Genomic DNA, 25234 nt, shown 5'->3' on the forward strand with positions numbered 1-25234 from the left:
AAAAAAGGGGGGACGGAAGTGCCGGCGGGCGAAAAAACAGAAAAAGCCACACCAAAAAGACGGCGTGACGAGAGAAAAAAAGGTAATGTTATGATGAGCCGCGACGTGGTTGCTGTGGTAACGCTGTTTGCCAGCTATGCCGCGCTTCGGTTTGGGTTGCCTTTGATCGCGGGCGCGATGAGCGGGCTGCTGCGTTTTTGTATCGACTTGATAGGCAGCGTGCCGACCGGCGGCGCGAGCGCCATAGGGGCTGAGTTATCCAGTCATATGGTTATGGCGCTCGCGCAGTCGGTTGCATTACCGCTATCGGCGAGCATTTTGGCTGCGATCATTGCAACCTTTGCACAAACGCGGCTGCTGGTATCCTTTGAAGCGCTGAAACCGAAATTCAGCCGTATGAACCCTCTGGAGGGCATCAAAAAGCTGTTTTCGCTCAAAAGCATCATAGAGGTGTTCAAGGGGATACTCAAGATCACCATCCTGCTGGTGCTGATTTACCGTTTTGTGTCGGGCTCTCTGCTGCTGTTTTCCCGCTATATGGATTCTGATATTGCGGCTGCGCTGGCGTCCATGCGCGACTTGGGGTTGGGTTTGATCTTGCAGGTCGGCGCGGCATTTTTGGTGCTTTCTTTCTTTGATTACCTTTATCAGTGGTGGGAGTTTGAGCGTCAGCTCAAAATGTCCAAGGAGGAAATCAAGGAGGAATACAAGCAGACCGAAGGCAATCCGCAAATCAAGGGCAAGATCAAGGAAATACAGCGCCGTATGGCACAGTCCCGCATGATGCAGGCCGTGCCGGGCGCGGACGTTGTCGTGCGCAACCCGACGCATTTTGCCGTGGCGCTCCGGTATAAGCCGGGCAAAGACAAGGCGCCGGTCGTGGTGGCCAAAGGGCAGGATGAGCTGGCGCTGCGTATCGTGGCCGTAGCCGAGCAAAGCAGGGTCGCAGTGGTGGAAAACAAGCCGCTTGCGCGCAGCCTTTACGCTGCGGCGGAAATCGGTCAGGCGATCCCGCCGGAGCAATACGGCCCGGTGGCCGAGCTGCTGGTCTACATCTATAAGCTGAACAAAAAAAATCCGCTGGAACCCTCATAGACGTTCCTTCGCATAGAAATCTGAGTTAGAAACGGTGGAACAATGAAACGACTTTTTGACAACATCATATCGGTGTTTGTGGTGGTCATCGTACTGTTCCTGTTGGTTCCGCTGCCGCCGTTCCTGTTGGATGTTCTTTTTATCTTCAATATATCTCTGTCAATCATTATTTTGTTGATTACGACCAATATCCATGAGGCATTGGAGTTTTCGATATTCCCCTCGCTGTTGCTGGTTACCACGCTGTTCCGCTTGGGACTCAACGTGTTATCGACGCGCTTGATCCTGTCGGAGGGCGGATCGGCCGGTCAGGTTATCAAGGTGTTCGGTGAATTTGTTATCCAAGGCAATGTGGTCATCGGCGTTATCATCTTCTTGATCATTGTCTTGATGCAGTTCATCGTTATTACCAAGGGCGCCGAGCGCGTATCCGAGGTTGCAGCGCGTTTTACGCTCGATGCGATGCCTGGCAAGCAGATGGCGATCGACGCTGACCTTTCCTCCGGCATCATCAATGAGCAGGAGGCGAAGGTTCGGCGCTCCAAAATCCAGCGCGAGGCCGACTTCTATGGCGCGATGGACGGCGCGACCAAGATCGTCAAGGGCGATGCGATCATGTCGATCATCATTACCTCGATCAACTTTATCGCCGGCTGTATCATCGGTATCGTACAATCGGGCATGGCGTTTAACGAGGTTTTGAACGTCTACGCGATCGCTACCATTGGCGACGGTCTGGTCTCCCAGTTGCCCTCGCTGATGATTTCGACCGCGACCGGTATGATCGTCACCCGTTCAGTGTCTGAGGGCAGCCTGAACGAGGATGTGATCAAGCAGTTCCTTGCGCAGCCGCGGGCACTGCTTATCACAGCTGTCATCGTGGGGCTGTTCGGCGTGATGCCCGGTATGCCGCATGTGCAGCTGCTGCTTATTGCGGGCGCACTGGGTGCTGTCGGCTGGCGTGTTTCGCGGCAGATGGAAGCGCTGGAGCGCGAGAAGGAGGCCGCGCCGGCCATACAGGAGGCGGCTAAGCGCGAAGCAGAAGCACAGCAAAGCGAAATGGACTATTATAAGGACATCAACAATGTCTATTCGCTTATCAATGTGGAACCGATTGAAATGGAATTTGGTTACAGCCTGATTCCTCTTGTGGACGAATCAAGCGGCGGCAAGCTCATCAGCCGCATTGTTATTTTCCGTCGGCAGTACGCGCAGGAGATGGGCTTTGTCATTCCCTCCATCCGCTTGCGTGATGCGGCCATGCTGGGTACCAATCAATATGTCATCAAACTCAAGGGGGAGGAGATCGCACGCGGCGAGATACTGATCGACTATTTCTTAGCGCTTGAGCCGCCTAATCCGGCCGGTGAGATCGAAGGCATTGAAACAATCGAGCCGTCCTACGGCATCCCCTCCAAATGGATTCTGCCGGAGAACAAGGAGATGGCCGAAATATACGGGTACACCGTGATCGACCCGCTGTCGGTCATGCTGACCCATTTGTCGGAGACCGTCAAAAAGCACACCTACGAGCTGCTCAACCGCGCAGAAACGATCCAGCTGGTGGAGAATATGAAGCGCGTCGCGCCGCAGCTGGTCGAGGAAGCCTTCCCCAATGTGATTTCTTACGCCATGCTGGAAAAGATCCTGTGCAATCTGCTCAAGGAAAATATCCCGATCAAAGATATGGTGACGATCGTCGAGACGACTGTGGACGCACTTTCCATCACGCGCGATACCGATCTGATCACCGAGAGTGTACGCGCGCAGCTCAAGCGAACGATCACCCACCGCTTCTGCGAGGATGGAAGGCTGAGTGTCATCACGCTGGACGCCGAGGTGGAAAAGAAGATCATCGCCAGCCTGACCAAGAACGATCAGGGCGTTTATCTGGCACTGGGTTCGGATCTGATGCAGAAGCTGCTCACGCAGCTCGGGGAATATATCAAAAAATTCGCCGACCTTTCGCAGCAGCCGGTGCTGCTCACCAGCCACATCATCCGCATCTACCTGAGCCGCCTGCTGGAGCAGTTCTATCCAGACATCATTGTGCTTTCATTTAATGAGATCATCACAAATGTGCAGATTCAATCACTGGGGAACATCACATTTTCCTGATAATGTCAAAAAAGAACGGGGAGATACGCCTTGACAGAGCAAAAAAAATGGGAAGATATGTCCAATGAGATGCTTCTCAAGGAGTATAAGGAAACCAACGATCAGGAATTGAAAAAAGTGCTGGTGATGCGGTATGTGTATCTTGTGAAAAATATCGCATTAAAGCTCCGGGGGGTTTATTTGAGCTTTGCACAGGTCGATGATATTATAAATGAGGGTGTGCTCCTACTGATGAGCGCGCTGGATAAATTCGACCCCGGTCAAAATGTGAAATTCGAAACTTTTGTCTGTAAGCGCTTGCGTGGTATGATTATTGACTTGGCACGCAAGCAGGATTGGGTGCCGCGCTCGGTGCGCCGACGGATGCATGAGATAGACGAGGCGTACAACGAGCTGTTTGCCCAGTTGGGGCGTACGCCAACGGATAGCGAGGTCGCCAAGCGGATGGGCATGAGTGAGGCGCGTTATCAGGAGGCCATTTCCAAGACGGCCTTGTGCAACGTCATCTCGCTGGATATGATGCTGGATGAGCGCGAATCCGAAACGCTGGGGCATAGATTGCCGCAGACCGACCCGGAAGCACAGCCTGAGGAGTTCTTTCAGCGCAAGGAGATGGGCGAGGTACTGCGCAGCAGCATCCGTGAGCTGCGTGAAAATGAGCAGCTGGTGCTGTCACTTTATTATCAGAAATCCTTGCAAATGAAGGAGATCGCCAAGGTATTGGGTGTCAGCGAACCACGGGTTTCTCAGATACATTCCAACGCGATCCGCAAGCTGCGGATCCGCATGACAGCATATATGAATGGTGCATAGACGGGAGGGCTTATTTCGTGTTCAAAGGATTTTATGACGCAAGCTCAGCCATGCTCACGCAGACTCGTAATCTGGATGTGGTGGGCAACAATATGAGCAATATCGCAACGGCCGGCTATAAGATCGACCGGTATGCGAACTCGACCTTTGACGAGGTCATGCGCAGCCGCATCGGCAATAAGCAAAAGGCCCCGCAGGAGCTTGGTACGACGACCAGCTACATTACGGCGCTTACCGAGGTGCGTACCGTACATACGCAGGGCGTGATGCAGCCGACCGGGCTGCCGCTGAACTTTGCGCTTGAGGGTTCGGGTTTTTTTGCAGTACAGACTGCCGATGGCCTGCGCTACTCCCGCAACGGCGCTTTCATGCTCGATGATCAGGGATATCTCTACCTGCCCGGGCAGGGTCGCGTGATGGGCAGCAACAACCAGCCGATTTATTTGGGAACGGACTCCTTTAATGCGCAGGCCGACGGCACGATCACCACCGAAAATGGGCAGGTGCTTGGTCAGCTTGGTGTATTTGATTTTGAAGATCCCGCGCAGACGCTTGAAAAAGTCGGAGAAGGCATGTTTGTGCCGATCGGGGCAGCCCAGCCGCAGGCGGCAAACAACGTGATCGTGCGTCATAAGCACCTTGAGCGCTCCAATATTGATATGGTGCAGCAGATGGTTGATATGATTACCTGCCAGCGCGCGCTGCAAAGCGCATCGCAGATCAGCAAGATGTACGACCAGTTGATGACCAAGTCGACGACCGAGATTGGCCGTGTATAAGCCTGGAGAAAGGAAGAGGAGCAGATGAATCAATCCTTTTATGCGGCCGCGGTGGCGGCTTCGCAGCAGCAGCAGCGGCTGACGGTAACGGCAAACAACCTTGCTAATATCAACACGATCGGCTTTAAGGCCAGTCAAGCGAATTTCTCCGATCTGCTGTATAACAACTGGGTTGGCCCGGACGGTGTCAACCTACCGCGCGGCACGGGCAGCCGTATCATCCAGACTTCGACCAACTTTGAGTCCGGGTCGATGCAATATAGAAACGATGGGCAAAATTACGCGATCAGCGGACGCGGCTTCTTCGCGCTGCGCAATCCGCAGACCAATGAGGTGTTTTACAGCCGCGCAGGCTCGTTCCACTGGGGCAGCATGGATGTGGACGGTGCGCTGGAATATTATCTGCTCGATTCCGACAGCTTTTTTGTGCTCGACCAAAACCAGCAGCCGATCCGCATGACTGCGGACGATGATGCGGAATATCCGGTAGGTGTGTTTGACTTTGCCAATACCGACGGTATGCTGCATTTTGGCACAAACAAGCTGCAGCCGCTGCCCAAGAACGGCGGGGCGTTGCCGGCGGAGGGTCAGGCGGTGCATGGCATGGTAGAGGAATCCAACGCCGATGTGGCCGAGGAGTTTTCGTATATCGTTGAAATACAGCGCTCCTTCAGCTACGCGCTCAAGGTCGTGCAGACGCAGGACGAGATCGAAACGACCATAAACGGTTTGCGGAATTGATAAGGAGATGCGCTGGTGGTTTTACGGAAATATGAAGAGATCAACTCGATGCAGATCGACGCGCTGCGAGAGATCGGCAGTATCGGCACGGGTAACGCCGCAACTGCGCTATCCGCGCTGCTGGGTTGCGAGGTGCGTATTCCGCTGCCTGAGGTTCAGATTTTGGAGTTTAACGCGGCGGTCGAAAAGCTTGGCGGTTTTGAGACCGTGTCAGCCGGCATTATCTCCAGCCTGAGCGGAGAGATTAATGGTTTGATGCTGGCGCTTTTGCAGCTCGATGCGGTCAACCTGTTTTTAGGGCGTATGATGGGCAAAAGCATCAGCGATTATAGCGAAATGGGCGAGCTTGAAGGCTCTGCTGTGATTGAGGTCGGCAATATCCTGATCTCGTCCTTCATCAATGCGCTGTCCGGCCTGTCCGGTGTGCGGATATCGCCGTCCGTGCCGCAGATATCTATTGATATGCAGGGCGCGATCATCACCGTGCCGATGGCGGCCTACGGCAGTCAGTCTGACTATATCATGCTGATCGGCGGCAGCTTCATTGTAGAGGGCAAGCAGGTGCCTTGCCGGCTTTTGCTGGCGCCGGATATGCGCTCGCTGAATTATCTCTTGCATAGGTTGGGAATTGACCATGAATAAAATTACAATTGGAATCGCGGATATGAAGATGGCAAAGAAGGAAGGGACGCTGATCACCTATGCGCTTGGCTCCTGCATCGGTATTTGCCTGTATGATCCCGTGATCCACTTGGGCGCGTTGGTACATATCATGCTGCCGATCAATATGGAAACCAACCGTACATCGCCGCTGAAATACGCAGATACCGGTATCCGGCTGACCTTGACCCGGATGGAGCAGATGGGCGCGCTGCGGACAAGGATCGTGGCTAAAATCGCGGGTGGCGCGAAAATGTTCGAGGTGGCTACCGGCAGTTTAGGAAATATCGGGCAACGTAATATTGAAAGTGTGCATCAAGTGCTGCAGCGGGAGCACATCCGCCTGTTGCGGGAGGATGTGGGCGGCAACGCGGCTCGCACGCTGTCATTTGATGTAGCCACGGGGGAGGCTTACATTCAAGCATACGGAAAACAGGTGACAAAACTGTAATCATTAAGTTGCAAATAAAGGAGTGACAGTGAATGCTGGACAATGAACGCGGTAAAATATTGCTGGAATCAGGCACGAATGAAATTGAGATCATGCAGTTTACCATTGATAACAACCTGTATGGCATCAATGTAGCCAAGGTGCGTGAGATCATGATGAGCGCACCGGTCAAGCCGATGCCGCATGCGCACCCTGCGGTGGAGGGCATCTTCAAGCCGCGAGACGTCGTGCTGACGGTGGTCGACCTGCCATATTACCTGAACGGAAAGCGCTCACAGCCCGATCCGAGGCATCTGTTCATCGTGACCAACTTTAACAAAATGTACATAGCATTCCGGGTGCATACGGTGGTCGGCATCAGCCGCATCTCGTGGACCGATATCCAGAAGCCGGACAAGACCATTTCTGGTGGCGAGGAAGGCGTGGCGACCGGTATTGCGCAGTGTGAGAATCAGCTGGTAACGGTGCTCGATTTTGAAAAGATTGTCGCTGAGATCGCGCCTGAGACCACCATTCAGATGAATGAGATCGACCAGAAGGGACACCGCGACCGCCGCGACAGCCCAGTGCTGATTGCCGAGGATTCTATTCTGCTCTCGCGTATGATCCAGCAGGCGCTCCACAAGGCGGGATACGTCAACCTGAGGGTGTTCTCCAACGGCAAGGAGCTGTGGGACTATGTCAAGCCGCTGGCCGGCGAGCCGGAGACTCTGCTGCAGAAAGTGGCTTTGATTATCACGGATATCGAAATGCCGAGCATGGACGGACACCGCCTGACCAAGCTGGTCAAATCCGATCCGGTACTCAAGCAGATCCCGCTCATCATTTTCTCGTCGCTTGTGACCGAGGAAATGCGCGCAAAGGGCAAACAATTGGGGGCGGATGAGCAGTTGTCCAAGCCCGAGATCGGTCATTTGGTGGACATTATGGATGCGCTGCTGGATAGGCAGATGGCTGATAAAAAATAATCTCCGCGAAGAAGGGAAGAATGGTCTGTGGAAAATAACAAGTATATTGTCAGGCAGGCGATCAAGGACGTAGACAGCCATGTGCTGGGCTACGAGATCATGTACTCGGACGGCAACGAGGCGTATAGCGGAGATGGCGGTAACGAGGTCACGGCGGCTGAAGCGATCTACGATTTTCTAATGCAGAATAGTGAGAAGGCACTCAAGGATTCCTGCACGTTCATGACGTTTACCAGTTCTCTTCTGGCAAGACGCACGCCGCATTTGTTCAAAAGCAAAAATCTGGTCATCCAGATCGACGACAGCGTTATCATCCATCCGTTTGCCATGCATCTGGTGCGGCAGTATGCGCAGGAAGGATATCAAATCGCGGTCAATGATTTTCAGTTCATGCCGCGCTATCTGGCGCTTATGGAATATCTGTCGTACATCAAGATTAACATGAAGTCCATGACTGCCAGCGCGGCTGATAATATCATGCGCGTGGCGCAGAGTATGAATAAGCGGGTCATTGCGACCGGCATCAGCGATAAAGAGACCTTTGACTGGGCATCCAGCATGGGGGTCTACGGTATGCAAGGCTCGTTTGTGGCTGACAAGCTGGCCAATAAGGTACACCAAAGCGGTTATCTGCGCAGCAACTTTTTCCGCTTGGTGGTCGCGGTCACCAAGGAGGAGCCGGATCTTCAGGAGATCGAGCAGATCGTATCGACCGATGTCACGCTCACTTACAGCTTGCTGAAGATCGCAAATTCTGCGTACTTCGCCCGCCGCACAAAAACCACATCCATCCAGCAGGCGATCATGACGATGGGCCTGAATCAGCTCAAACGCTGGGTATATCTGCTCAGCGCGGGCGATCAGGGCGGCAATGATTTGGAAAACTCCGAGGAGTTCATCCGTATTTCCTTTATGCGCGCGAGCTTTGCGAGCGCATTGCAGGGCTATCTCAAAGAGCCGGTGCTCACCCGGTCGGAGGCCTATCTGTTGGGTATGTTCTCAACGCTGGGCTATCTGATTGATGCGCCGCTTGAGGACATATTGTCCGATATCCCGATGGTCGATGAAATGCGCAGCGCGCTGCTCGAGCATACCGGCGTCGGCGGCAAGCTGCTTGACTTGATTATTGACTACGAACGGGCGGACTGGAAACGCATCACCGAGGAAGCGGAGGAGCTGGGTATTCCTTCTAACCAGCTGACAACGATCTACTTTAACTGCATGGAAGAGGTCAATACCATCTGGAAGCAGATGGTGAATCCTGAAGCGCTCAAGAATATGGAAAAAAGCGCAGCGGAGGCGTCTCTCGCAGAAGAAATTTCTGTTTCCGCGGCAGAAGCAGCGGAGACACAGAAACAATAATACAGGAGAATTTGGAAAGCACCTGCGAAAGCGGTATTTTTCTAAATAGATGCGCAGATCAAACAAGGGAGCGCTTACCTTCTGGTTTCGCTCTCTTGTTTTATACTCTTTTGAAATCATACATTTTTAGCGTGTATTTTGCAAAAAAAAGTATACATACTGCCCGAAGGAGGTGACGCTTAAAAATACAAGCCTTTTATTTACACAGTTCTCGGGTGGATTGTTGCAGCCGAGGCAGATTCCAGACAGAGAAAAGGAGAAAACTATGGCAAAGTTAGTGACGATTGACGATGCGGCCAATATGGTCAAGGATGGGATGACCATCATGGTGGGCGGCTTCATGGGCTGCGGCTCGCCGCACCGTATCATTGATAAGCTGGTGGAGAGAGGGGTCAAGGATTTGACGCTGATCTGCAATGACGCTGGCTTTCCGGACTATGGCGTGGGCAAAATGGTCATGCAGAAGCAGTTCAAGAAGATCTATGCCTCCCATATCGGCCTGAACCCGAATGCCGGCAAGCAGATGAACGAAGGCGAAACTGAGATCATCCTTGTGCCTCAAGGGACGCTGGCAGAGCGGATTCGCTGCGCGGGAGCAGGTCTGGGCGGCGTGCTGACGCCGACCGGCGTCGGGACGATCGTGCAGGAGGGTAAGAAGGTGATCAATGTCGACGGCAAGGATTATCTTCTGGAGCTTCCGCTGCGCGCGGATATTGCAATCATCGAGGCTTACCGCTCGGATCGAATGGGCAACCTGCAATATCGCGGCTCCACCCGAAATTTCGGAGAGATCATGGCCACTGCGGCAGATACTGTCATAGCAGAGGTGCGTGAGGTAGTGGATGTGGGAGAAATCAGCCCGGATCATGTGCATACGCCCGGCATTTTCATTGACTATATCACAGGAGGGAATTGACTTATGGAAGATCTGAAGAGCTTTATCGCCGCGCGCGTGGCGAAGGAGTTGAAGGATGGAGATGTTGTCAATCTCGGCATCGGACTTCCGACTCTGGTGCCCAATCACATCGGGCCGGATGTAAACCTGATTCTCCATTCGGAGAATGGTTTTGTCGGCCTTGGCAACGCCCCGGCGGAGGGTGAGGAGGATATGGACATCACCAACGCGGGCGGAAAGCCGGCAAGTATTGTGCCGGGCGGCGCATTCTTTGACAGCGCAACCTCATTCTTGATCATCCGCGGCGGCCATGTGGATGCGACGATCCTAGGCGCGCTGCAGGTGGACGAAAAGGGCAATATTGCAAACTGGATCGTTCCCGGAAAAATGGTTCCCGGCATGGGCGGCGCGATGGATCTTGTGGTCGGCGCAAAGAAAGTAATCGTTGCGATGGAGCACACCAACAAGGGCAAGCACAAGATCCTGAAGGATTGCGAGCTTCCGCTCACGGCAAAGGGTGTGGTCGATATGATCGTGACAGAGATGGGCGTGATGGATGTGACGGACGAAGGCTTGGTACTGACTGAGTATAACCCGGAATTTACCATTGAGGAAATCCAAGAAGCAACCGGATGCCCGCTCATCATCAGCGAGAATTTGAAGAAGATGGAAGTGTAAGGTTTTAAGAGAGATATAGGAGAGGTATATGCTAAATAAGGTTTCAAAGTTTTTCGTAAATATCGTACAGCGGTATCTGCCCGATCCGTTTATTTTCTGCATTTTGCTGACGCTGTTCGTATTCATCGTAGCCATGCCGCTGACCGGACAGGGCCTGCTTCAGATGGTACAGCACTGGGGCAACGGCGTGTGGGGTCTGCTGCTGTTCTCCATGCAGATGGCGCTTGTGCTGGTACTTGGCTCGGCGATGGCGAGCGCGCCGGCCGTTAAAAAGGTGCTTACAAAGCTGGCATCCATTCCGAAGACGCCGTTTCAGGCGATCTTTATGGTCACTTTTGTTGCGGTCATCGTTTGCTGGCTGAACTGGGGCTTTGGTCTGATCGTCAGCGCGATTTTCGCCAAGGAAATTGCCAAGCAGCTCAAGAACGTTGACTATCGTCTGCTGATTGCCTCAGCGTACTCGGGCTTTGCCGTATGGCACGCGGGTATCTCTGGCTCGATCCCGCTGACAGTCGGCTACGTGACCGAGACTGTCACCAAGCAGACAAACGGCGTGCTCACGGCGAGCGTGCCGACCTCGGAGACCGTGTTCTCCATCTGGAATCTGGTGGCCTGCCTGCTGATCCTCATCATCCTTCCGATCGTTAACGCGAAGATGCATCCGTCCGCTAAGGACACCTTTGTGGTTGACCCGAAGATTCTTGAGGACGAGGTTCCGGTCATCAAAAAGCCGGAGACCCCGGCGGAGAAGCTCGAGAACAGCGTTATTCTCTCCGCCTGCGTGATCCTGCTGGGCACTGCGTATATCGTGTATGAGATCGTAAACGGCACCTTTACCCTGAGCTTGAATTCGGTAAACCTTATTTTCCTGATCCTTGGTATCGCGTTCCACAAAACTCCGATCAGCTATATCAGAGCGATCATGGATTCGGCTAAGAGCGCGGGCGGCATCATCCTGCAGTTCCCGTTCTATGCCGGTATTCAGGGTCTGATGGTCGGCATGAACCCGGTAACGGGTGCGTCCTTCGCGGGCGTTATCAGCGAGGCGTTCGTATCCATTTCGAATGCGACCACCTTCCCGCTGCTCAGCTTCCTCAGCGCTGGTATTGTTAACTTCTTCGTTCCCTCCGGCGGCGGACAGTGGGCTGTGCAGGCGCCGATCATGCTGCCGGCGGCAGAGAGCCTTGGTGTTTCTCACGGTTTGGCCGCGATGTCCATTGCATGGGGCGATGCATGGACCAACCTGCTGCAGCCGTTCTGGGCGCTGCCGGCGCTGGGTCTGGCAAAGCTCGGTGCGCGCGATATCATGGGCTATTGCGTCATTGGTCTAGTCGTGGTTGGCGTTATCGTCAGCGGCTGCTTGCTGGTGGCGGGTGCGCTCGGCATGTAAATACATACGGGGAGACGAAACAATGCAAATAGCCCGTTCGGACAACAGTGAGCACGGTGAAAGCAATGAAAAAAGCAGCTTGACGTTTGCGAACGCCAAATAAGGAAATAAGCGGTGATCCCAATCGGGAGCACCGCTTTGCTTTGTTTTGCTGCTACAGCGCGGGCGCTGTCAATTCATGCGATATATGCCAAGCGCGGGCGTTTACCGCACACCGGTCAGATCTTTGATGCACTCGCCCGCAAGGATCATGCCCGCCACCGGCGGCACGAACGACACGCTTCCCGGCACGGGGTGTCCCGCTGTGCCCTTTTGCTCGTCTGAGGGCAGGGGCGTGCGCGCCTCTTCCTTGGAATATACTACCTTGAGACGGCGAATGCGCCGTTTTTTGCATTCGAGCCGGATGACGCGCGCCAGCGGGCAAACCGAGGTTTTATAGATGTCGGAAACCTCAAAGCGTGTTGGATCGAGCTTATTGCCCGTACCCATTGAGCAGATGAGCGGCACCTGCAAACGGTCGCACTGCGTGATTAGGTGCAGCTTGGCAGTCACAGTGTCGATTGCGTCGATCACATAGTCAAACTGGGTCAGGTCGAGCGCGCTGTCAGGGGTATAAAAGGCTTGCAACGCAGTCACGCAGCAATGGGGATTGATGTCCGCGATACGCGCACGCATGACTTCAACCTTGGGGCGGCCTGTAGTGGAGGCGAGTGCAACCAGTTGGCGGTTACGGTTGGTGAGCGAAACCGTGTCGTTGTCAATGAGTGTCAACGCGCCGACACCTGCGCGCGCGAGCGCCTCACAGGCGAACGAGCCGACACCGCCAACGCCGAAGACTGCGACATGCGCGTGGGCGAGCTTGTCTAGAGTCTCTGCGCCGAGCAGCAGCTCCGCGCGGGAAAATTCATGCAGCATAAGAACCTACCTCGTCTGTGTGATGTGGCTATTATACCACAGCGGCGAGCAGTCTGTTTAGCCAAAGCATCTGCCTATGCGCCGCTGGTGGTATAATGATAAAATACTTGGTATAATGGCCGTCTTGCGGCTATTATACCACAGCGGCAGGCGGGTTGCCAGTTTTCTTTTTCGGTGGTTTGCATCGCGGGCACAAACATGATAAGATAAAACAAGCAAAGAAGGGGGAGGGCCATCTTTATGCGTATCTGGACGGGCCGCGCGGGCAGCGGCAAATCAACGGCTATCCTCAGCGAGATCGCGGCGGCCAGCCGCGCGGGTGAGGGGCGGCAGATATTGCTCGTGCCCGAGTTAGGCTCGCACCGGATGGAGCGCAGATTGGCGGCTTTTACCGCTAACCAAGGCGCGCGCACGGCCGAGGTGTTGACCTTTTCCCGCCTTGCTGACCGCGTGTTTGCCGAGGTCGGCGGGCTGGCGCAGCAAATGCTCACACCCGCGGGACGGCTGCTGACCTTGCAGGAGGCCGCGCGGCGTGTGCAGGCTGGTCTGTCCGCATGGAGCGGATTGGCGGACAAGCCTGAGCTGTTGGGAGAAGCGCTTCGGCTGATCGACGAGTGCAAGACCTGCGCAACGCCGCCTGAAAAGCTGTTCGAGGCAGCGCAGGCGTGTGCGGATGAAACGCTGTGCGCCAAGCTGTCCGATCTGGCGCAGCTGTTGACTGCGTATGACCGCCTGTGTGAGCAGTCTGTCCCCGATCCGCGCGACAGGCTGACTCATCTGTGCGACAGCTTGCCGCACAGCCGGGTGCTGGAGGGAGCAACCGTCTATCTGGATGGTTTTTTGAGCTATACACCGCAGGAGCTTGCAGTGGTCGACCAGATGCTGGCCATGCGAACACCGCTTGCCGCGGCCGTGACCTGTGACCCCGCCTATCCGGACGTGTTCGTGACCGGCTGCCGGACGGTGCGCACACTCAGCCGCATGGCCGCACGCCATGGGATGCGCGCCACGCGCATCGACCTCGGCGCAAGCCGTGTCACCCGCCCACCCGATCTGGCGGCGGTCGAGCGTGAGAGCCTGTTGCCGGTGCGTACACCGCAGCCGGCACAGGGGCAAGGCGTGACCATCTATGCCGCCGCCTCGCCGTTTGACGAATGCGAGCACGCTGCGGCCTTTATCCGCCGTATGGTGCGCGATGCGGGCGCACGTTACCGTGATTTTATCATCGCCGCACGTGATATAGAACCATATACAGGCTTTCTGGCCATGGCGATGGCACGATATGACGTGCCGGTGTTTCTGGCGGAAAAGCCCGATCTGCTCTCCCGGCCGCCGATGGCGCTGGTCATAGGCGCGCTGGATGCGGTGCAGTCGTATTTCCGCTATGAGGATATTTTTGCCTGCTTTAAGACCGGGCTGACCCACTTGACCCGCGATGAGAGCGACACACTGGAAAACTACGTGTTGCTTTGGAGCATACGCGGCAGTGCGTGGGAGCGCCCGTGGACTGCGCATCCGGATGGCTATGGCCAACCGTTTGACCGGGTGGCGCGCGCGCGGCTGGACGTACTGAACGCGCTTCGGCAAAAGGCGATCGAGCCGTTTTCCGCGCTGCGCACACGCTTGTCCGGCGAAAATCCGGCAGCAGACTGTGTACGCGCGCTGTATGACTTCCTGTGTATGGTCGATACGCCGCAGCGCCTGTCCGACCGCGCGGCTGCGCATGAGGCGGCGGGGCGGCTGCAGCTTGCGGATGAATATCGCCAGCTGTGGGAGATATTGGTGTCCGCCATGGAGCAGTTTGCATGGGTCTGCGGCGAAACACCGCTCTCCGCGCAACGGTTTGCGCAGCTGTTCCGACTGGTGCTGGGCGAATATGACGTGGGTACGATTCCGGTCTCACTCGACCGTGTGACCTGCGGCAGCATTGACCGCGCATGCGGTGAGAACGCAAAATATCTGATCCTGCTGGGTGTCAATGATGGACTGATACCCAAAGCACCGGCCTTGACCTCGCTGCTGAGCGATATGGACAGGGACAAGCTGGATGCATTGGGCGTTGAACTGAAGGCAGCGGGTGCAGAGCGCCTGCTGATGGAGCAGGAAACGCTGTACAAGGCGCTGGCCTGCTCGACCGATGCGCTGCTGCTCAGCTATCACACGAGTGACGCAGCGGGCGGCGAGGCACGACCAAGCTATTTCATTGGCACAGTAACCAGCCTGCTGCCCGGCGTGCCCTTTTCCGACCATCTGACCGAGAGCGGACATGACCGCTTGCAGGCCGAGCGCCCGGCGGTCGAGGCCGCGTGCGCTTGGCTCTCGGGCGACCGCTCGCCCGCCGTGCGCGCGGCGTATGCGTATTACAAGGACGATACGCGTGTGCTCGAAGCGGCGGCGCAAAGGCGAGGGCGCGGCCCGCTGACCAGTCCGCACACGATCGACGGCTTGTACGGCAAAAGCCTGAACCTGACGGCGTCGCGCGTCGATACCTTCTATTCCTGCCGGTTTGCTTTTTTCATGCAGTATGGACTGAAAGCCAAGCCGCGCCGTGTGGCCAAGTTTGACGCGCTGGAGACCGGCACATTTTTGCACTATGTGCTTGAGCACGCGCTGGACGCACTGGGCAAGCAGGAGGGCGGTGCGGCTGCGGCGGACAAGGCTGCGGCAGGGCGCGCGTGCCGTGCGGCTGTGCGGCAGTATGTGGATGAGGAACTGGGCGGATTGGAGGATAAGTCCGCGCGCTTTCGGTATCTGTTCGGACGGCTGACGCGCATGGCAGCACAGGTGCTGGAAAATGTGTTGGACGAGCTGCGCGTTTCCGATTTCGCACCCATTGACTATGAGGTCGATTTTTCGCGCGGCGGTGATCTGCCGCCCGTCTGCTGTGAGGAGGGCGCGCTCTCGGTGTCGCTTTCCGGCAAGGTCGACCGTGTGGACGGCTACATCAAAAACGGGCGGTTATATCTGCGCGTGATGGATTATAAGAGCGGGAAAAAGTCATTTTCACTGTCGGATATCTGGCATGGGCTGAATATGCAGCTTATCATCTATCTGTACGCTCTGCAACGCGAGGGATTGGAGCGCTACCGCGCCCGGCTGACTGCTGAGCTGAACGAGATCGTACCGGCGGGTGTGTTGTATGTGCCTGTGCGCGACGAGTTGCCCGAGGCGGCGCGCGATGTGGACGAGGACACCCTGCGCGCGCTGCGCGACAAGGCGCTGCGGCGAAGCGGCCTGCTGTCGGATGATATGGCGCTGCTCGAAGCAATGGAGCATGGCCTTTCGGGCGACGGGCGGTTTATCCCAGTCACGATCAAGACAAAAAAGGGTGAGGACGCGCCCTCTATAGCCGCAAAATCGGCGGTAGCCGGATTGGAGCAGTTTGGCCGGTTGGCGCGGTATACGCACGAAAAGCTGCTCGAAATGGGCCGTTTGCTGCGGGAGGGCAGCGTGGTGGCCGACCCCTGTAAGAAGGATAAAAAGTCCAGCTTTTGTGATTGGTGCGATTTCCGGGCAGCCTGCCGGTTTGATGAGACGGCGGGTGACCGGGCGCGCTGGCTCCGGCATTTGTCGGATGAGGAATTTTGGCAGCAGGTGGGAGGTGAGCGGTAATGCCGCGGTGGACAAAGGATCAGCAAACTGCGATCGAGGACCGGGGCGGTGCGCTGCTCGTCTCGGCGGCGGCAGGCTCGGGCAAAACAGCCGTGCTGGTCGAGCGGGTGCTGCGCCGCCTGACCGACCCTGCTGAGCCGGTCGATATCGACCGGCTGCTGCTCGTCACCTTTACTAACGCGGCGGCGGCCGAAATGCGCGCGCGCATCGGCGCGGCGCTTGGAGAGGCTGTGGCGCGCGACCCACAAAATACACGCTTGCGCCGCCAGCTTTTTCTGGTGCATCGCGCCAAAATAACAACGGTGCACGCCATGTGCTTGTCGCTGGCGCGGGAGCAGGCGGCGGCGCTTGGCATCGCGCCCGACTTTCGCCTGATGGATGAGCAGGAGGGTAAACTGCTTCGTGCCGAGGTGCTGGAGGAGGCGCTGGACGCGGCGTATGCGCGCGCGGAGGAGGGCTTTTTCGCGCTGTGCGACCTGCTGACTGCCGGACGGGACGATAAAAAGCTTGGTGAGGTCATCCTCAGCACCTATGAGAAAATACAGGCGCATCCCGACCCGCGCGCGTTTCTGGAAACCGTGCGGCAGGGCTTGCACGCCGCAGGCATGGACACACCGCACGGACAGGTGCTGCGCACACAGGCGTGCACGGCGGCGGAATACGGTGCGTCCTTTCTGCGCACAGGCATCGCGGCGATTGAGGGCATTGACGAACTGCGTGACACCTATCTGCCTACGCTGACAAGCGATTTGCAGCAGGCCATGCGGTTGCTGGACGTGCTGCGCGGCGGCACATGGGACGAATGCGTCGAGGCCGCGCGGTCGATCTCGTTTGACCGGCTCAAGGCGGCGCGCGGCTTTGAAGACAAGGCGCTGCTTGAGGAGATCAAAGCGCTGCGCGAGGAGTGGAAAACGGTCGCCAAGGAGATCAGGGGAAAGTGGCTGACGGTCACCGCCTGCGAAGCCGAGCACGACCGCGCGCTGACCGCGCCCGCGCTCGGTGCGCTGACTGACATGGTGTGCGCCTTTGACGATGCGTTTTCCGCGGCCAAGCGCGCGCGCAATGCGGCGGATTTTAACGATTTGGAGCACTTTGCCGTGCGACTGTTGTATGACGGGCAACGGCCGTCCGCGCTCGCCCGCTCGCTGGCTGAGGGCTATGCCGAGATCGCGGTGGACGAGTATCAGGATACCAACGCCGTGCAGGATGCGATTTTCCGCGCGCTGTCGCGGGAGGAGAGCAACCTGTTCATGGTAGGTGACGTTAAGCAGAGCATCTATGGTTTTCGCTTAGCCGACCCCTCCATTTTTCTGGATAAATACCGTGCGTTCGCAGATGCGGAGGAGGCGGCGGCAGGTACGCCGCGCCGTGTCATCCTTGGGCAGAATTTTCGCTCACGCGCGGCGGTGCTGGACGCTTGCAACTACCTGTTTTCCGCCGTGATGGGCGAGACGGTGGGCGACCTTGCGTACACCGACCGCGAAGCGCTGCACCTCGGCGCGGCGTATCCCGATGCGGGGCATACACGCTACCGAACCGAGGTACTGCTGGTCGACGCAGCCGAGCTGGGCGATGATGATGACGCGCCCGATAAGACCGCGCTGGAGGCCCGCTTGGCCGCGGCACGCATCCGGCGGCTGCTGGACGAGGGCTTCCCGGTGACTGATCAGGCGACCGGCAGGCTGCGCCCGGTCACAGCGGGGGATATCGTCATTTTGCTGCGCTCGCCGAGAACCAAGGCGCGTATATTCGCTGCTGCGCTTGAGCAGGTCGGCATTGCCGCGCTTGCTGAGGAGCGGAGTGGTCTGCTCGAAACAGCCGAGGTGGGCACCATGGTCTCGCTGCTCAGCGTGATCGACAATCCGCGGCAGGACGTTGACCTGATCGGCGTACTACGCTCGCCGCTGTTTGGCTTTACCGAGCAGGAGCTGGCCGATATCCGGCTGACCGACCGCGCGGTCAGCTTTTACGATGCGCTGCTGCGCGCCCGCGCGGATTTTCCCAAGGTCGAGCTGTTTTTGCAGCGGCTTACCTTCTTGCGGGATTTTGCTTGCGATCAGCCGGTTTACCGGCTGCTGTGGGAGATATACGACCAGACCGGCGCGCTCGGCCTGTATGGCGCGCTGCCAAACGGCGCGCGGCGGCAGGCCAATCTGCTGGCGTTTTTCGAGCGGGCACGCGTCTTTGAGGGACAGGGTTTTCGCGGCCTGTTTGCCTTTGTGCGCTTACTGAGCGGGATGCGGCAGACGGGTGAGGATTTCCAAACGACCGGCGCGGAGACAGGCGGGGGTGCGGTGCGCATTATGAGCATCCATAAGTCCAAGGGGTTGGAATTTCCGGTCGTGTTGGTGGCTGATTGCGCCAAGCAGTTCAACGAAGCCGATCTGCGCGAGCCGGTTTTGGTGCACAGTGCGCTGGGCTTTGGCGCAAAGTGTCGTGACCGTGCGCGCGGACTGCAATACAACACAGCCGAGCGCGCGGCGGTCGCCGCCTGCAAGCGGCGGGAAATGGTTAGCGAGGAGCTGCGTGTATTGTATGTTGCGCTGACGCGCGCCAGAGAAAAGCTGATCGTCACCTGCGCAAGTGGTACACTTACGGCCAACCTTCAGCGCTGGGCGCGTCTGGCTGCGCTCGATACCTTGCCGCAATATGCAATGGGCGCGGTGCGCGCGCCGCTGGCATGGCTGGTTGCGCCGCTGCTGCGGCATCCATGCACGCGGACATTGCGGGAGCGGTATGTGCTGGACGTACCTGAGCACGGCACGGACTGCGATGCGTTCACCGTGCGTGTTGTTACGCCGGACGAGCTGGGCGAGCCTACGCCGGAGCAGGTGGTGGCGTTTGCCGAGCCTGCGGACGAAGCATATCAAGTCATCCCCTATCTGGACTATCCGAACGCCTATCTGGCCGAACTGCCCAGCAAGCTGACAGCCACAGGCATCGGCCGGGGGTACCGCGCCGACGAGGCCGCCGAGCAGACGCCGCCGCCGCGCCGTGAGACCACGCTGCGCGTGCCGCTGTTTGAGCAGCAGGCGTGCCGGCTTAGCCCGGCGGAGATCGGTACGGCGCATCACTTGTTCATGCAGTTTTGCGATTTTGACGCGGCAAGCGCGCCGGGCGGCGTGCAGCGGGAGCTGGCTCGGCTGGCGGATAAGAATATCCTGTCGCCCGCACAGGCAGCGGCGGTCAATACCGAACGGATCGAAATGTTCTTCACCTCTGCGCTGTACCGCACGCTGATAGCCGAGCACCCGGTGCGGCGGGAGTTTAAGTTTTCCGTGCTTGTGCCCGCGATGCGGTATTATGAGATAGCCGCAAACGCACCAGAAGAAAAGGTGCTGCTGCAGGGCGTGATCGACTGTTTGATCGACACGCCGGAGGGATTTATTATTCTGGACTTTAAGACCGACCGCGTCGGCGAGGCAGGACTTGCCGCGCGCGCCGCGCGCTATCGCACGCAGATGGATGCGTATGCCTATGCAGTGCGCGAGGTGTTTGATCGACCGGTCGTGCGGCAGCTCCTATACTTCTTTTATTCTGGGATAATATGTGAATTATAGAGAGGGAGTTAAGAATTCGTTAAGAACAATATTAAAGATTGACAAAACTGACACAAACTGATAAACTATAAACAATCCAAGCGAAAGGCGGCATACCGCATGCCGACGGATGCTTGGAGAACCCATCTTTTGACCGCAACCTTCATTCCTCATTTCCAAATAGAAAGGGCTGCAGCTGTATGCTGTGGCTCTTTCTATATTTTGGGAAAAGATGCGAAAAAGCGTGCCGGTGTGCGCGGTTTCTGCGGCGTCGGCAAAAAAACGTAGAATCTGTCAGATGTCCGCTTTACTTTGGCGGACAAACAGGCTATAATGATAGCAATATTGCATTTTGGACAGATAGGAAGGAGAAAAATCAGTATGGCCTATTATTTCAGTGAGCCCTCGCACACGTTCAACGAATATCTGCTGGTGCCCGGTTACTCGTCGGCAGATTGCATCCCGGCGAATGTCAGCCTGCGCACCCCGATCGTCAAGTATAAAAAGGGGGAGACAGCAGCGCTGTATGCCAATATCCCGATGGTGTCAGCTATCATGCAAGCTGTTTCAGACGACCGTATGGCAATCGCGCTGGCGCAGGAGGGTGGCATTTCCTTTATCTACGGCTCGCAGACGATCGAGAGCGAGGCTGCGATGGTCGCCCGTGTCAAGAGCTACAAGGCGGGCTTTATCGTGTCCGACTCCAATCTGCGGCCTGACCAAACACTGGCCGATGTGCTTGCTCTCAAGCAGCGCACCGGGCATTCGACTATGGCGGTCACCAATGACGGCACGGCGACCGGCAAGCTGCTCGGCATTGTGACCAGCCGCGATTACCGGGTCTCCCGCATGTCGCCCGATACCAAGGTGTCCGCGTTTATGACGCCGTTTGAAAAGCTCATCACCGCGCCGGAGGATACCACCCTGAAAACCGCAAACGACATCATTTGGGACAACAAGCTCAACGCTTTGCCGCTGGTCGATGATAAGCAGCGTCTTGTCTATCTGGTATTCCGCAAGGACTATGATTCCCACAAGGCCAACTCGCTGGAAATGCTGGACAGCCACAAGCGCTATGTGGTCGGCGCGGGCATCAATACGCGCGACTATGCGGAGCGTGTGCCCGCGCTGGTAGAGGCCGGTGCGGACGTGCTGTGCATCGACTCGTCCGAGGGCTTTTCCGAGTGGCAGAGCCGCACACTGGCATGGGTGCGCGAGCGTTACGGTGATTCGGTCAAGATAGGTGCGGGTAACGTGGTCGACCGCGAGGGGTTCCGCTTTTTGGCAGACGCGGGCGCGGACTTTATCAAGGTCGGCATCGGCGGCGGCTCGATCTGCATTACCCGAGAGCAGAAAGGCATCGGCCGTGGGCAGGCGACTGCGCTGATAGAGGTTGCCGCGGCGCGCGACAAGTATTTTCTGGAAACCGGCATCTATGTGCCGATCTGCTCGGATGGCGGCATCGTGCACGATTACCACTGCACGCTGGCGCTCGCCATGGGTGCGGATTTCCTGATGCTTGGCCGCTACTTCTCGCGCTTTGACGAGTCCCCGACCAACAAGGTCAACATCAACGGCAGCTATATGAAGGAATATTGGGGCGAGGGCTCGGCGCGCGCGCGCAACTGGCAGCGCTATGATATGGGCGGCGACAAGAAGCTCTCTTTCGAGGAGGGCGTCGACTCCTATGTACCATATGCCGGCTCGCTCAAGGACAACCTTGGCCTGACGCTGAGCAAGGTGCGCTCGACTATGTGCAACTGCGGCGCGCTCTCGATTCCAGAGTTCCAGAAGAAGGCCAAGCTGACGCTGGTTTCGGCGACCTCGATCGTCGAGGGCGGCGCGCACGACGTTGTCCTCAAGGAAACGGCGACAACCTCTAAGTAATGCTCGCAAAACCGTATGCTTGCCCCGCAGACCGCTGCGGGGCAATTTTTATCAGAGCGCAAAAGGCAGACGGTAGGCGGAAATATGGATGGGAAGGAGCACAACATGCATCATTTTAAGGGCGCGATCTTTGATATGGACGGTACGCTGCTGGACTCCATGCCGGTATGGGATCGGCTGAGCGAACGGTATTTGAGCCGGTTTGGCATACGGGTGGCCGAGCGGGACTATGTAGCAATCGAGGGCATGACGCAGATGCAGGCGGCACAATATTTTATTGATGCCTATCCGGCACTGCCGATGGATGCGCAGACGCTCGCACAGGGGCTGGACGAGCTGATCGACGCGCGGTATGAGGCGCTCGCGCGGCCAAGAGATGGTGTGCTGCACCTGCTGGATGCGCTGCGAGAGAGAGGGATCGGTATGGCAGTTGCCACGCTGACCGCGCGCAGACACGCGGAAAAGGCACTGCGCGCGCATGGAATGCTCGATTATTTTCGCTTTCTGCTGACCATCGAGGACGTGGGCGTGTCCAAACGGCAGCCGGATATCTATCTGCACGCGGCAGGGCGGCTTGGGCTGACGCCGACAGAATGCATCGTGTTCGAGGATGCTCCCTATGCTTGCACGACCGCGCAGCGCGCGGGCTTTACTGTGTGCGGCATGGCCGAGCCGGCGTATGCGGCGGGTGTATGTGAAACGCGCAGAGCCAGTACGTTTTTTGTGGAGCACTCGTTTGACGAGCTTTGGGGAAAAATGTTGTAAAGGGACTTGCATTATCCCAGTGGATGGATTACACTATACCACATAGAGAAAATCGGACGGCTGCGGCGAGAATTTGCCGTAGCCGCCTTTTGTCGGGAGGAATGTATGATGGAAGCACAAAATAAGATGGGTACCGCGCGCATGGGGCCGCTGATTTTTTCGATGGCTCTGCCCGCGATGATCTCCATGGTCATCAACGCGTTGTACAATATTGTGGACAGTATTTTTGTGGCCCAATATTCGCAGAGTGCGCTGGCGGCGGTTTCGCTGGTCTTTCCGTTGCAAACGCTGGTTATCGCAGTCGCTGTGGGCACAGGTGTGGGCGTGAACTCGCTGATCGCGCGCCGTTTGGGAGAGAAGCGGCAGCTGCACGCGGATTCAGCCGCTGAGCACGGTCTGATGCTGGGCATTATCGGCGGCGCGACGTTTCTGATTGTTGGCTTTGTGCTGTCGGGGCCGTTTTTGGCCGCCTTTCGACCGGAAGCGGATACGTTGGAGCAGGCGATCCAATACGCGCATATCGCGGTCGGCTTGAGCTTTTTCCTTATGGTTTCCATCATGTGTGAAAAGATCCAGCAGTCGACCGGCAACATGATCGTGCCCATGCTGCAAGGGCTGATCGGCGCTATTATCAATATCGTGTTCGACCCGCTGCTGATCTTCGGCATCGGCCCGTTTCCGCGGATGGGTGTGCGCGGTGCGGCGCTGGCAACCATCCTCGGTCAAGTCGTGGGTATGCTGATTGGCTTTTGGGGTGTATTCGCGCACCAGAAAACGCTGCGCATGGATATGCGCCGCTTTCGTTGGCGCGCGCAGACGGTCAAGGATATTTACCGCATCGGCTTGCCGAGTATCGTGATGCAGAGTGTTGTTTCGGTGATGACCGCCGGCATGAACGCGATTTTGATCGGCTTTTCGCAGACGGCGGTCAATGTGCTCGGTGTGTATTTCAAGCTGCAAACCTTTGTATTTATGCCAGTGTTCGGACTAAATCAAGGCGCGCTGCCTGTTATGGGTTATAACTACGGCGCGCGCAACAGAAAACGGCTGATGAGCGCGTACCGCATCGCGCTTTTCACGGCGGTCGTTATTATGCTGATCGGTCTGGCGGTTTTCCAGATTATGCCGCAAAAGATGCTGCTGCTGTTCGTCTCGCGGGATGATGCCGCGGCCGCGCAGGAGATGATGCGCGTGGGCGTGCCCGCACTCAAAACGATTAGCCTGTCGTTTATCGGCGCGGCGTTCGGTATCATCAACTCGACCTTTTTTCAGGCGGTCGGCCGTGGGATGGACAGCTTGATCGTATCGGTTTGCCGTCAGCTGGTCGTCATTCTGCCGGCGGCATGGGTGCTTGGGCGCGTGGCTGGACTAAACGCCGTGTGGTATGCATTCCCGATTGCCGAGATTGCGGCGTTCGTCATTTCTTTTATATTGGTCGTTCGCGTCTGCAAGAACGAGTTAAGCCATTTTGACGACAAAAAGGAGGCTGCTGTATGAAACGCATTGCAAGCTTTGCAGTAAACCACGACAAACTTAAGCCGGGTATGTACACGTCCCGCATTGACGGAGATGTGACCACCTATGATATCCGCATGGTCTATCCCAACGCCGGTACCTATATCGATCCGGCGGCCGGGCACACCTTTGAGCACCTGTTTGCGACCTACGCGCGCAATTCGCGCTTTGAGGATAAGATCATCTACTGCGGGCCGATGGGCTGCCAGACCGGTTTTTATTTCCTTGTGCGCGATTTTGCACCGCGGGACGCGATCGAATTGGTGCGCGAGACGATGGACTTCGTGGCGGCGTTTGAGGGGGAGATCCCCGGCGCGAGCCGCGTTGAGTGCGGTAACTATAAGCTGCACGATTTGGCGGGCGCAAAACGGCTTGCCGCGTCCATGCAGCCAGTGCTGCGGGACTGGACGGAAGAAAAGCTGGTATACGAAAAATAATACTTGCATTTTTATGTGGGACGTGTTATCATATTCTTACGACTGTTAGAGATATTTTGTCAGTTCCCGTGGAAAGAGGTGAAACAACATGAAACAGGGCATCCATCCTGAGTACAAGCAGACCACGATCCGCTGTGCCTGCGGCAATGTCATTGAGACCGGCTCCACCAAGGAGAATATCGTCGTTGACGTTTGCTCCAAGTGCCACCCCTTCTTCACGGGTAAGCAGAAGCTGGTAGACACCGGCGGACGTGTTGATCGCTTCAAGAAGCGTTTCAATCTGGATAAGTAAGATCAAAGCCATCGAAACGTGTTTCGATGGCTTTTCTTATCGTTCTCCAGCGGAGGAGATAGTAAGAAAGACTAACTATTAAAAGTCAAGTCTAAAAAGTGTGGTGAGGCAAAAACCGTAGACAGTTCAAAAAGGGTATAGCAAAGCTGACGTCCGTTTGGACATCTGGCTGAGCTTATGAGAGCGAGAAGATTATGCGGCGCTGTTATAAGGCCGGTTTGATTTCTCCATGGCGTAGATCAGCCGTACAAGTTTCTTAGCAGCATGAGATATGGCGATATTGTAATGCTTTCCCTCCGCCCGCTTCTTGGCAAGATAGGCA

General features: G+C 56.7%; 20 protein-coding genes and 1 pseudogene. 19 read left to right on the forward strand and 2 right to left on the reverse strand.

The window, feature by feature from the left end; all coding sequences use genetic code 11:
* Nucleotides 1–18 precede the first annotated feature (18 nt).
* The 12 genes from flhB to MR935_RS00640 all read left to right on the forward strand — a co-directional run bounded on the left by flhB (nt 19) and on the right by MR935_RS00640 (nt 11950).
* Nucleotides 19–1095 carry a flagellar biosynthesis protein FlhB gene (gene flhB / locus MR935_RS00585; protein ID WP_290570126.1) on the forward strand — a complete coding sequence of 359 codons (1077 nt, stop codon included), beginning with the start codon at nt 19–21 and terminating at the stop codon, nt 1093–1095.
* Between the two features lie 42 nt (nt 1096–1137).
* Nucleotides 1138–3213, forward strand: a complete 2076-nt coding sequence (gene flhA, locus MR935_RS00590; RefSeq protein ID WP_290570127.1) for a flagellar biosynthesis protein FlhA — start codon at nt 1138–1140, stop codon at nt 3211–3213.
* Nucleotides 3214–3243: 30 nt separating this feature from the next.
* On the forward strand, nt 3244–4026 hold the full coding sequence (locus MR935_RS00595) for a sigma-70 family RNA polymerase sigma factor (RefSeq protein ID WP_290570129.1): 783 nt from the start codon (nt 3244–3246) through the stop codon (nt 4024–4026).
* 17 nt (nt 4027–4043) lie between these two features.
* Nucleotides 4044–4805, forward strand: coding sequence for a flagellar hook-basal body protein (locus tag MR935_RS00600; protein ID WP_290570131.1), 762 nt, complete (start codon nt 4044–4046; stop codon nt 4803–4805).
* 24 nt (nt 4806–4829) lie between these two features.
* Nucleotides 4830–5546 carry a flagellar hook-basal body protein gene (locus tag MR935_RS00605; protein ID WP_290570133.1) on the forward strand — a complete coding sequence of 239 codons (717 nt, stop codon included), beginning with the start codon at nt 4830–4832 and terminating at the stop codon, nt 5544–5546.
* A 15-nt stretch (nt 5547–5561) separates the two neighbouring features.
* Nucleotides 5562–6188 (forward strand): chemotaxis protein CheC, encoded by a 627-nt coding sequence (locus MR935_RS00610; RefSeq protein ID WP_290570135.1) that lies wholly within the window; start codon nt 5562–5564, stop codon nt 6186–6188.
* 28 nt (nt 6189–6216) lie between these two features.
* The gene (locus MR935_RS00615; protein ID WP_442862995.1) at nt 6217–6657 is read left to right on the forward strand and encodes a chemotaxis protein CheD; all 441 of its coding nucleotides are present in this window, start codon (nt 6217–6219) and stop codon (nt 6655–6657) included.
* A gap of 32 nt (nt 6658–6689) precedes the next feature.
* Nucleotides 6690–7625, forward strand: coding sequence for a chemotaxis protein (locus tag MR935_RS00620; RefSeq protein ID WP_290570139.1), 936 nt, complete (start codon nt 6690–6692; stop codon nt 7623–7625).
* Between the two features lie 27 nt (nt 7626–7652).
* The gene (locus MR935_RS00625; RefSeq protein ID WP_290570141.1) at nt 7653–8987 is read left to right on the forward strand and encodes an EAL and HDOD domain-containing protein; all 1335 of its coding nucleotides are present in this window, start codon (nt 7653–7655) and stop codon (nt 8985–8987) included.
* 265 nt (nt 8988–9252) lie between these two features.
* Nucleotides 9253–9903, forward strand: coding sequence for a CoA transferase subunit A (locus MR935_RS00630; protein ID WP_290570143.1), 651 nt, complete (start codon nt 9253–9255; stop codon nt 9901–9903).
* A 3-nt stretch (nt 9904–9906) separates the two neighbouring features.
* The gene (locus MR935_RS00635; protein WP_290570145.1) at nt 9907–10560 is read left to right on the forward strand and encodes a 3-oxoacid CoA-transferase subunit B; all 654 of its coding nucleotides are present in this window, start codon (nt 9907–9909) and stop codon (nt 10558–10560) included.
* 28 nt (nt 10561–10588) lie between these two features.
* On the forward strand, nt 10589–11950 hold the full coding sequence (locus MR935_RS00640) for a short-chain fatty acid transporter (RefSeq protein WP_290570147.1): 1362 nt from the start codon (nt 10589–10591) through the stop codon (nt 11948–11950).
* Between the two features lie 204 nt (nt 11951–12154).
* On the opposite strand, the gene MR935_RS00645 is transcribed toward MR935_RS00640, so the two are convergent.
* Nucleotides 12155–12865 (reverse strand): tRNA threonylcarbamoyladenosine dehydratase, encoded by a 711-nt coding sequence (locus MR935_RS00645; protein WP_290570149.1) that lies wholly within the window; start codon nt 12863–12865, stop codon nt 12155–12157.
* A gap of 240 nt (nt 12866–13105) precedes the next feature.
* Between MR935_RS00645 and MR935_RS00650 the strand changes: the two genes are divergently transcribed.
* The 7 genes from MR935_RS00650 to rpmE all read left to right on the forward strand — a co-directional run bounded on the left by MR935_RS00650 (nt 13106) and on the right by rpmE (nt 24912).
* Nucleotides 13106–16477, forward strand: a complete 3372-nt coding sequence (locus MR935_RS00650) for a PD-(D/E)XK nuclease family protein (RefSeq protein ID WP_290570151.1) — start codon at nt 13106–13108, stop codon at nt 16475–16477.
* Entirely contained in the window at nt 16477–20037 is a 3561-nt protein-coding gene (gene addA / locus MR935_RS00655; protein ID WP_290570153.1) for a helicase-exonuclease AddAB subunit AddA, read from the forward strand. The genes MR935_RS00650 and addA overlap by 1 nt, the downstream gene beginning before the upstream one ends.
* Before the next feature lie 360 nt (nt 20038–20397).
* Nucleotides 20398–21903 (forward strand): IMP dehydrogenase, encoded by a 1506-nt coding sequence (locus tag MR935_RS00660; RefSeq protein WP_290570155.1) that lies wholly within the window; start codon nt 20398–20400, stop codon nt 21901–21903.
* A 105-nt stretch (nt 21904–22008) separates the two neighbouring features.
* Nucleotides 22009–22668 carry an HAD family hydrolase gene (locus MR935_RS00665; protein WP_290570157.1) on the forward strand — a complete coding sequence of 220 codons (660 nt, stop codon included), beginning with the start codon at nt 22009–22011 and terminating at the stop codon, nt 22666–22668.
* Between the two features lie 105 nt (nt 22669–22773).
* Nucleotides 22774–24165, forward strand: a complete 1392-nt coding sequence (locus tag MR935_RS00670; RefSeq protein ID WP_290570159.1) for an MATE family efflux transporter — start codon at nt 22774–22776, stop codon at nt 24163–24165.
* A complete protein-coding gene (locus MR935_RS00675) occupies nt 24162–24620 on the forward strand; it encodes an S-ribosylhomocysteine lyase (protein ID WP_290570161.1) in 459 nt (152 codons plus the stop codon). Before MR935_RS00670 ends, MR935_RS00675 begins: the two co-directional genes overlap by 4 nt.
* Before the next feature lie 88 nt (nt 24621–24708).
* Nucleotides 24709–24912, forward strand: coding sequence for a 50S ribosomal protein L31 (rpmE, locus tag MR935_RS00680; RefSeq protein WP_031475830.1), 204 nt, complete (start codon nt 24709–24711; stop codon nt 24910–24912).
* 192 nt (nt 24913–25104) lie between these two features.
* Here the strand turns inward: rpmE and MR935_RS00685 are convergent.
* Nucleotides 25105–25234: pseudogene (locus MR935_RS00685) on the reverse strand (IS110 family transposase); the annotation flags it as partial.

This window comes from Agathobaculum sp., assembly GCF_022775115.1.
In the GTDB taxonomy this organism is placed as follows: domain Bacteria; phylum Bacillota; class Clostridia; order Oscillospirales; family Butyricicoccaceae; genus Agathobaculum.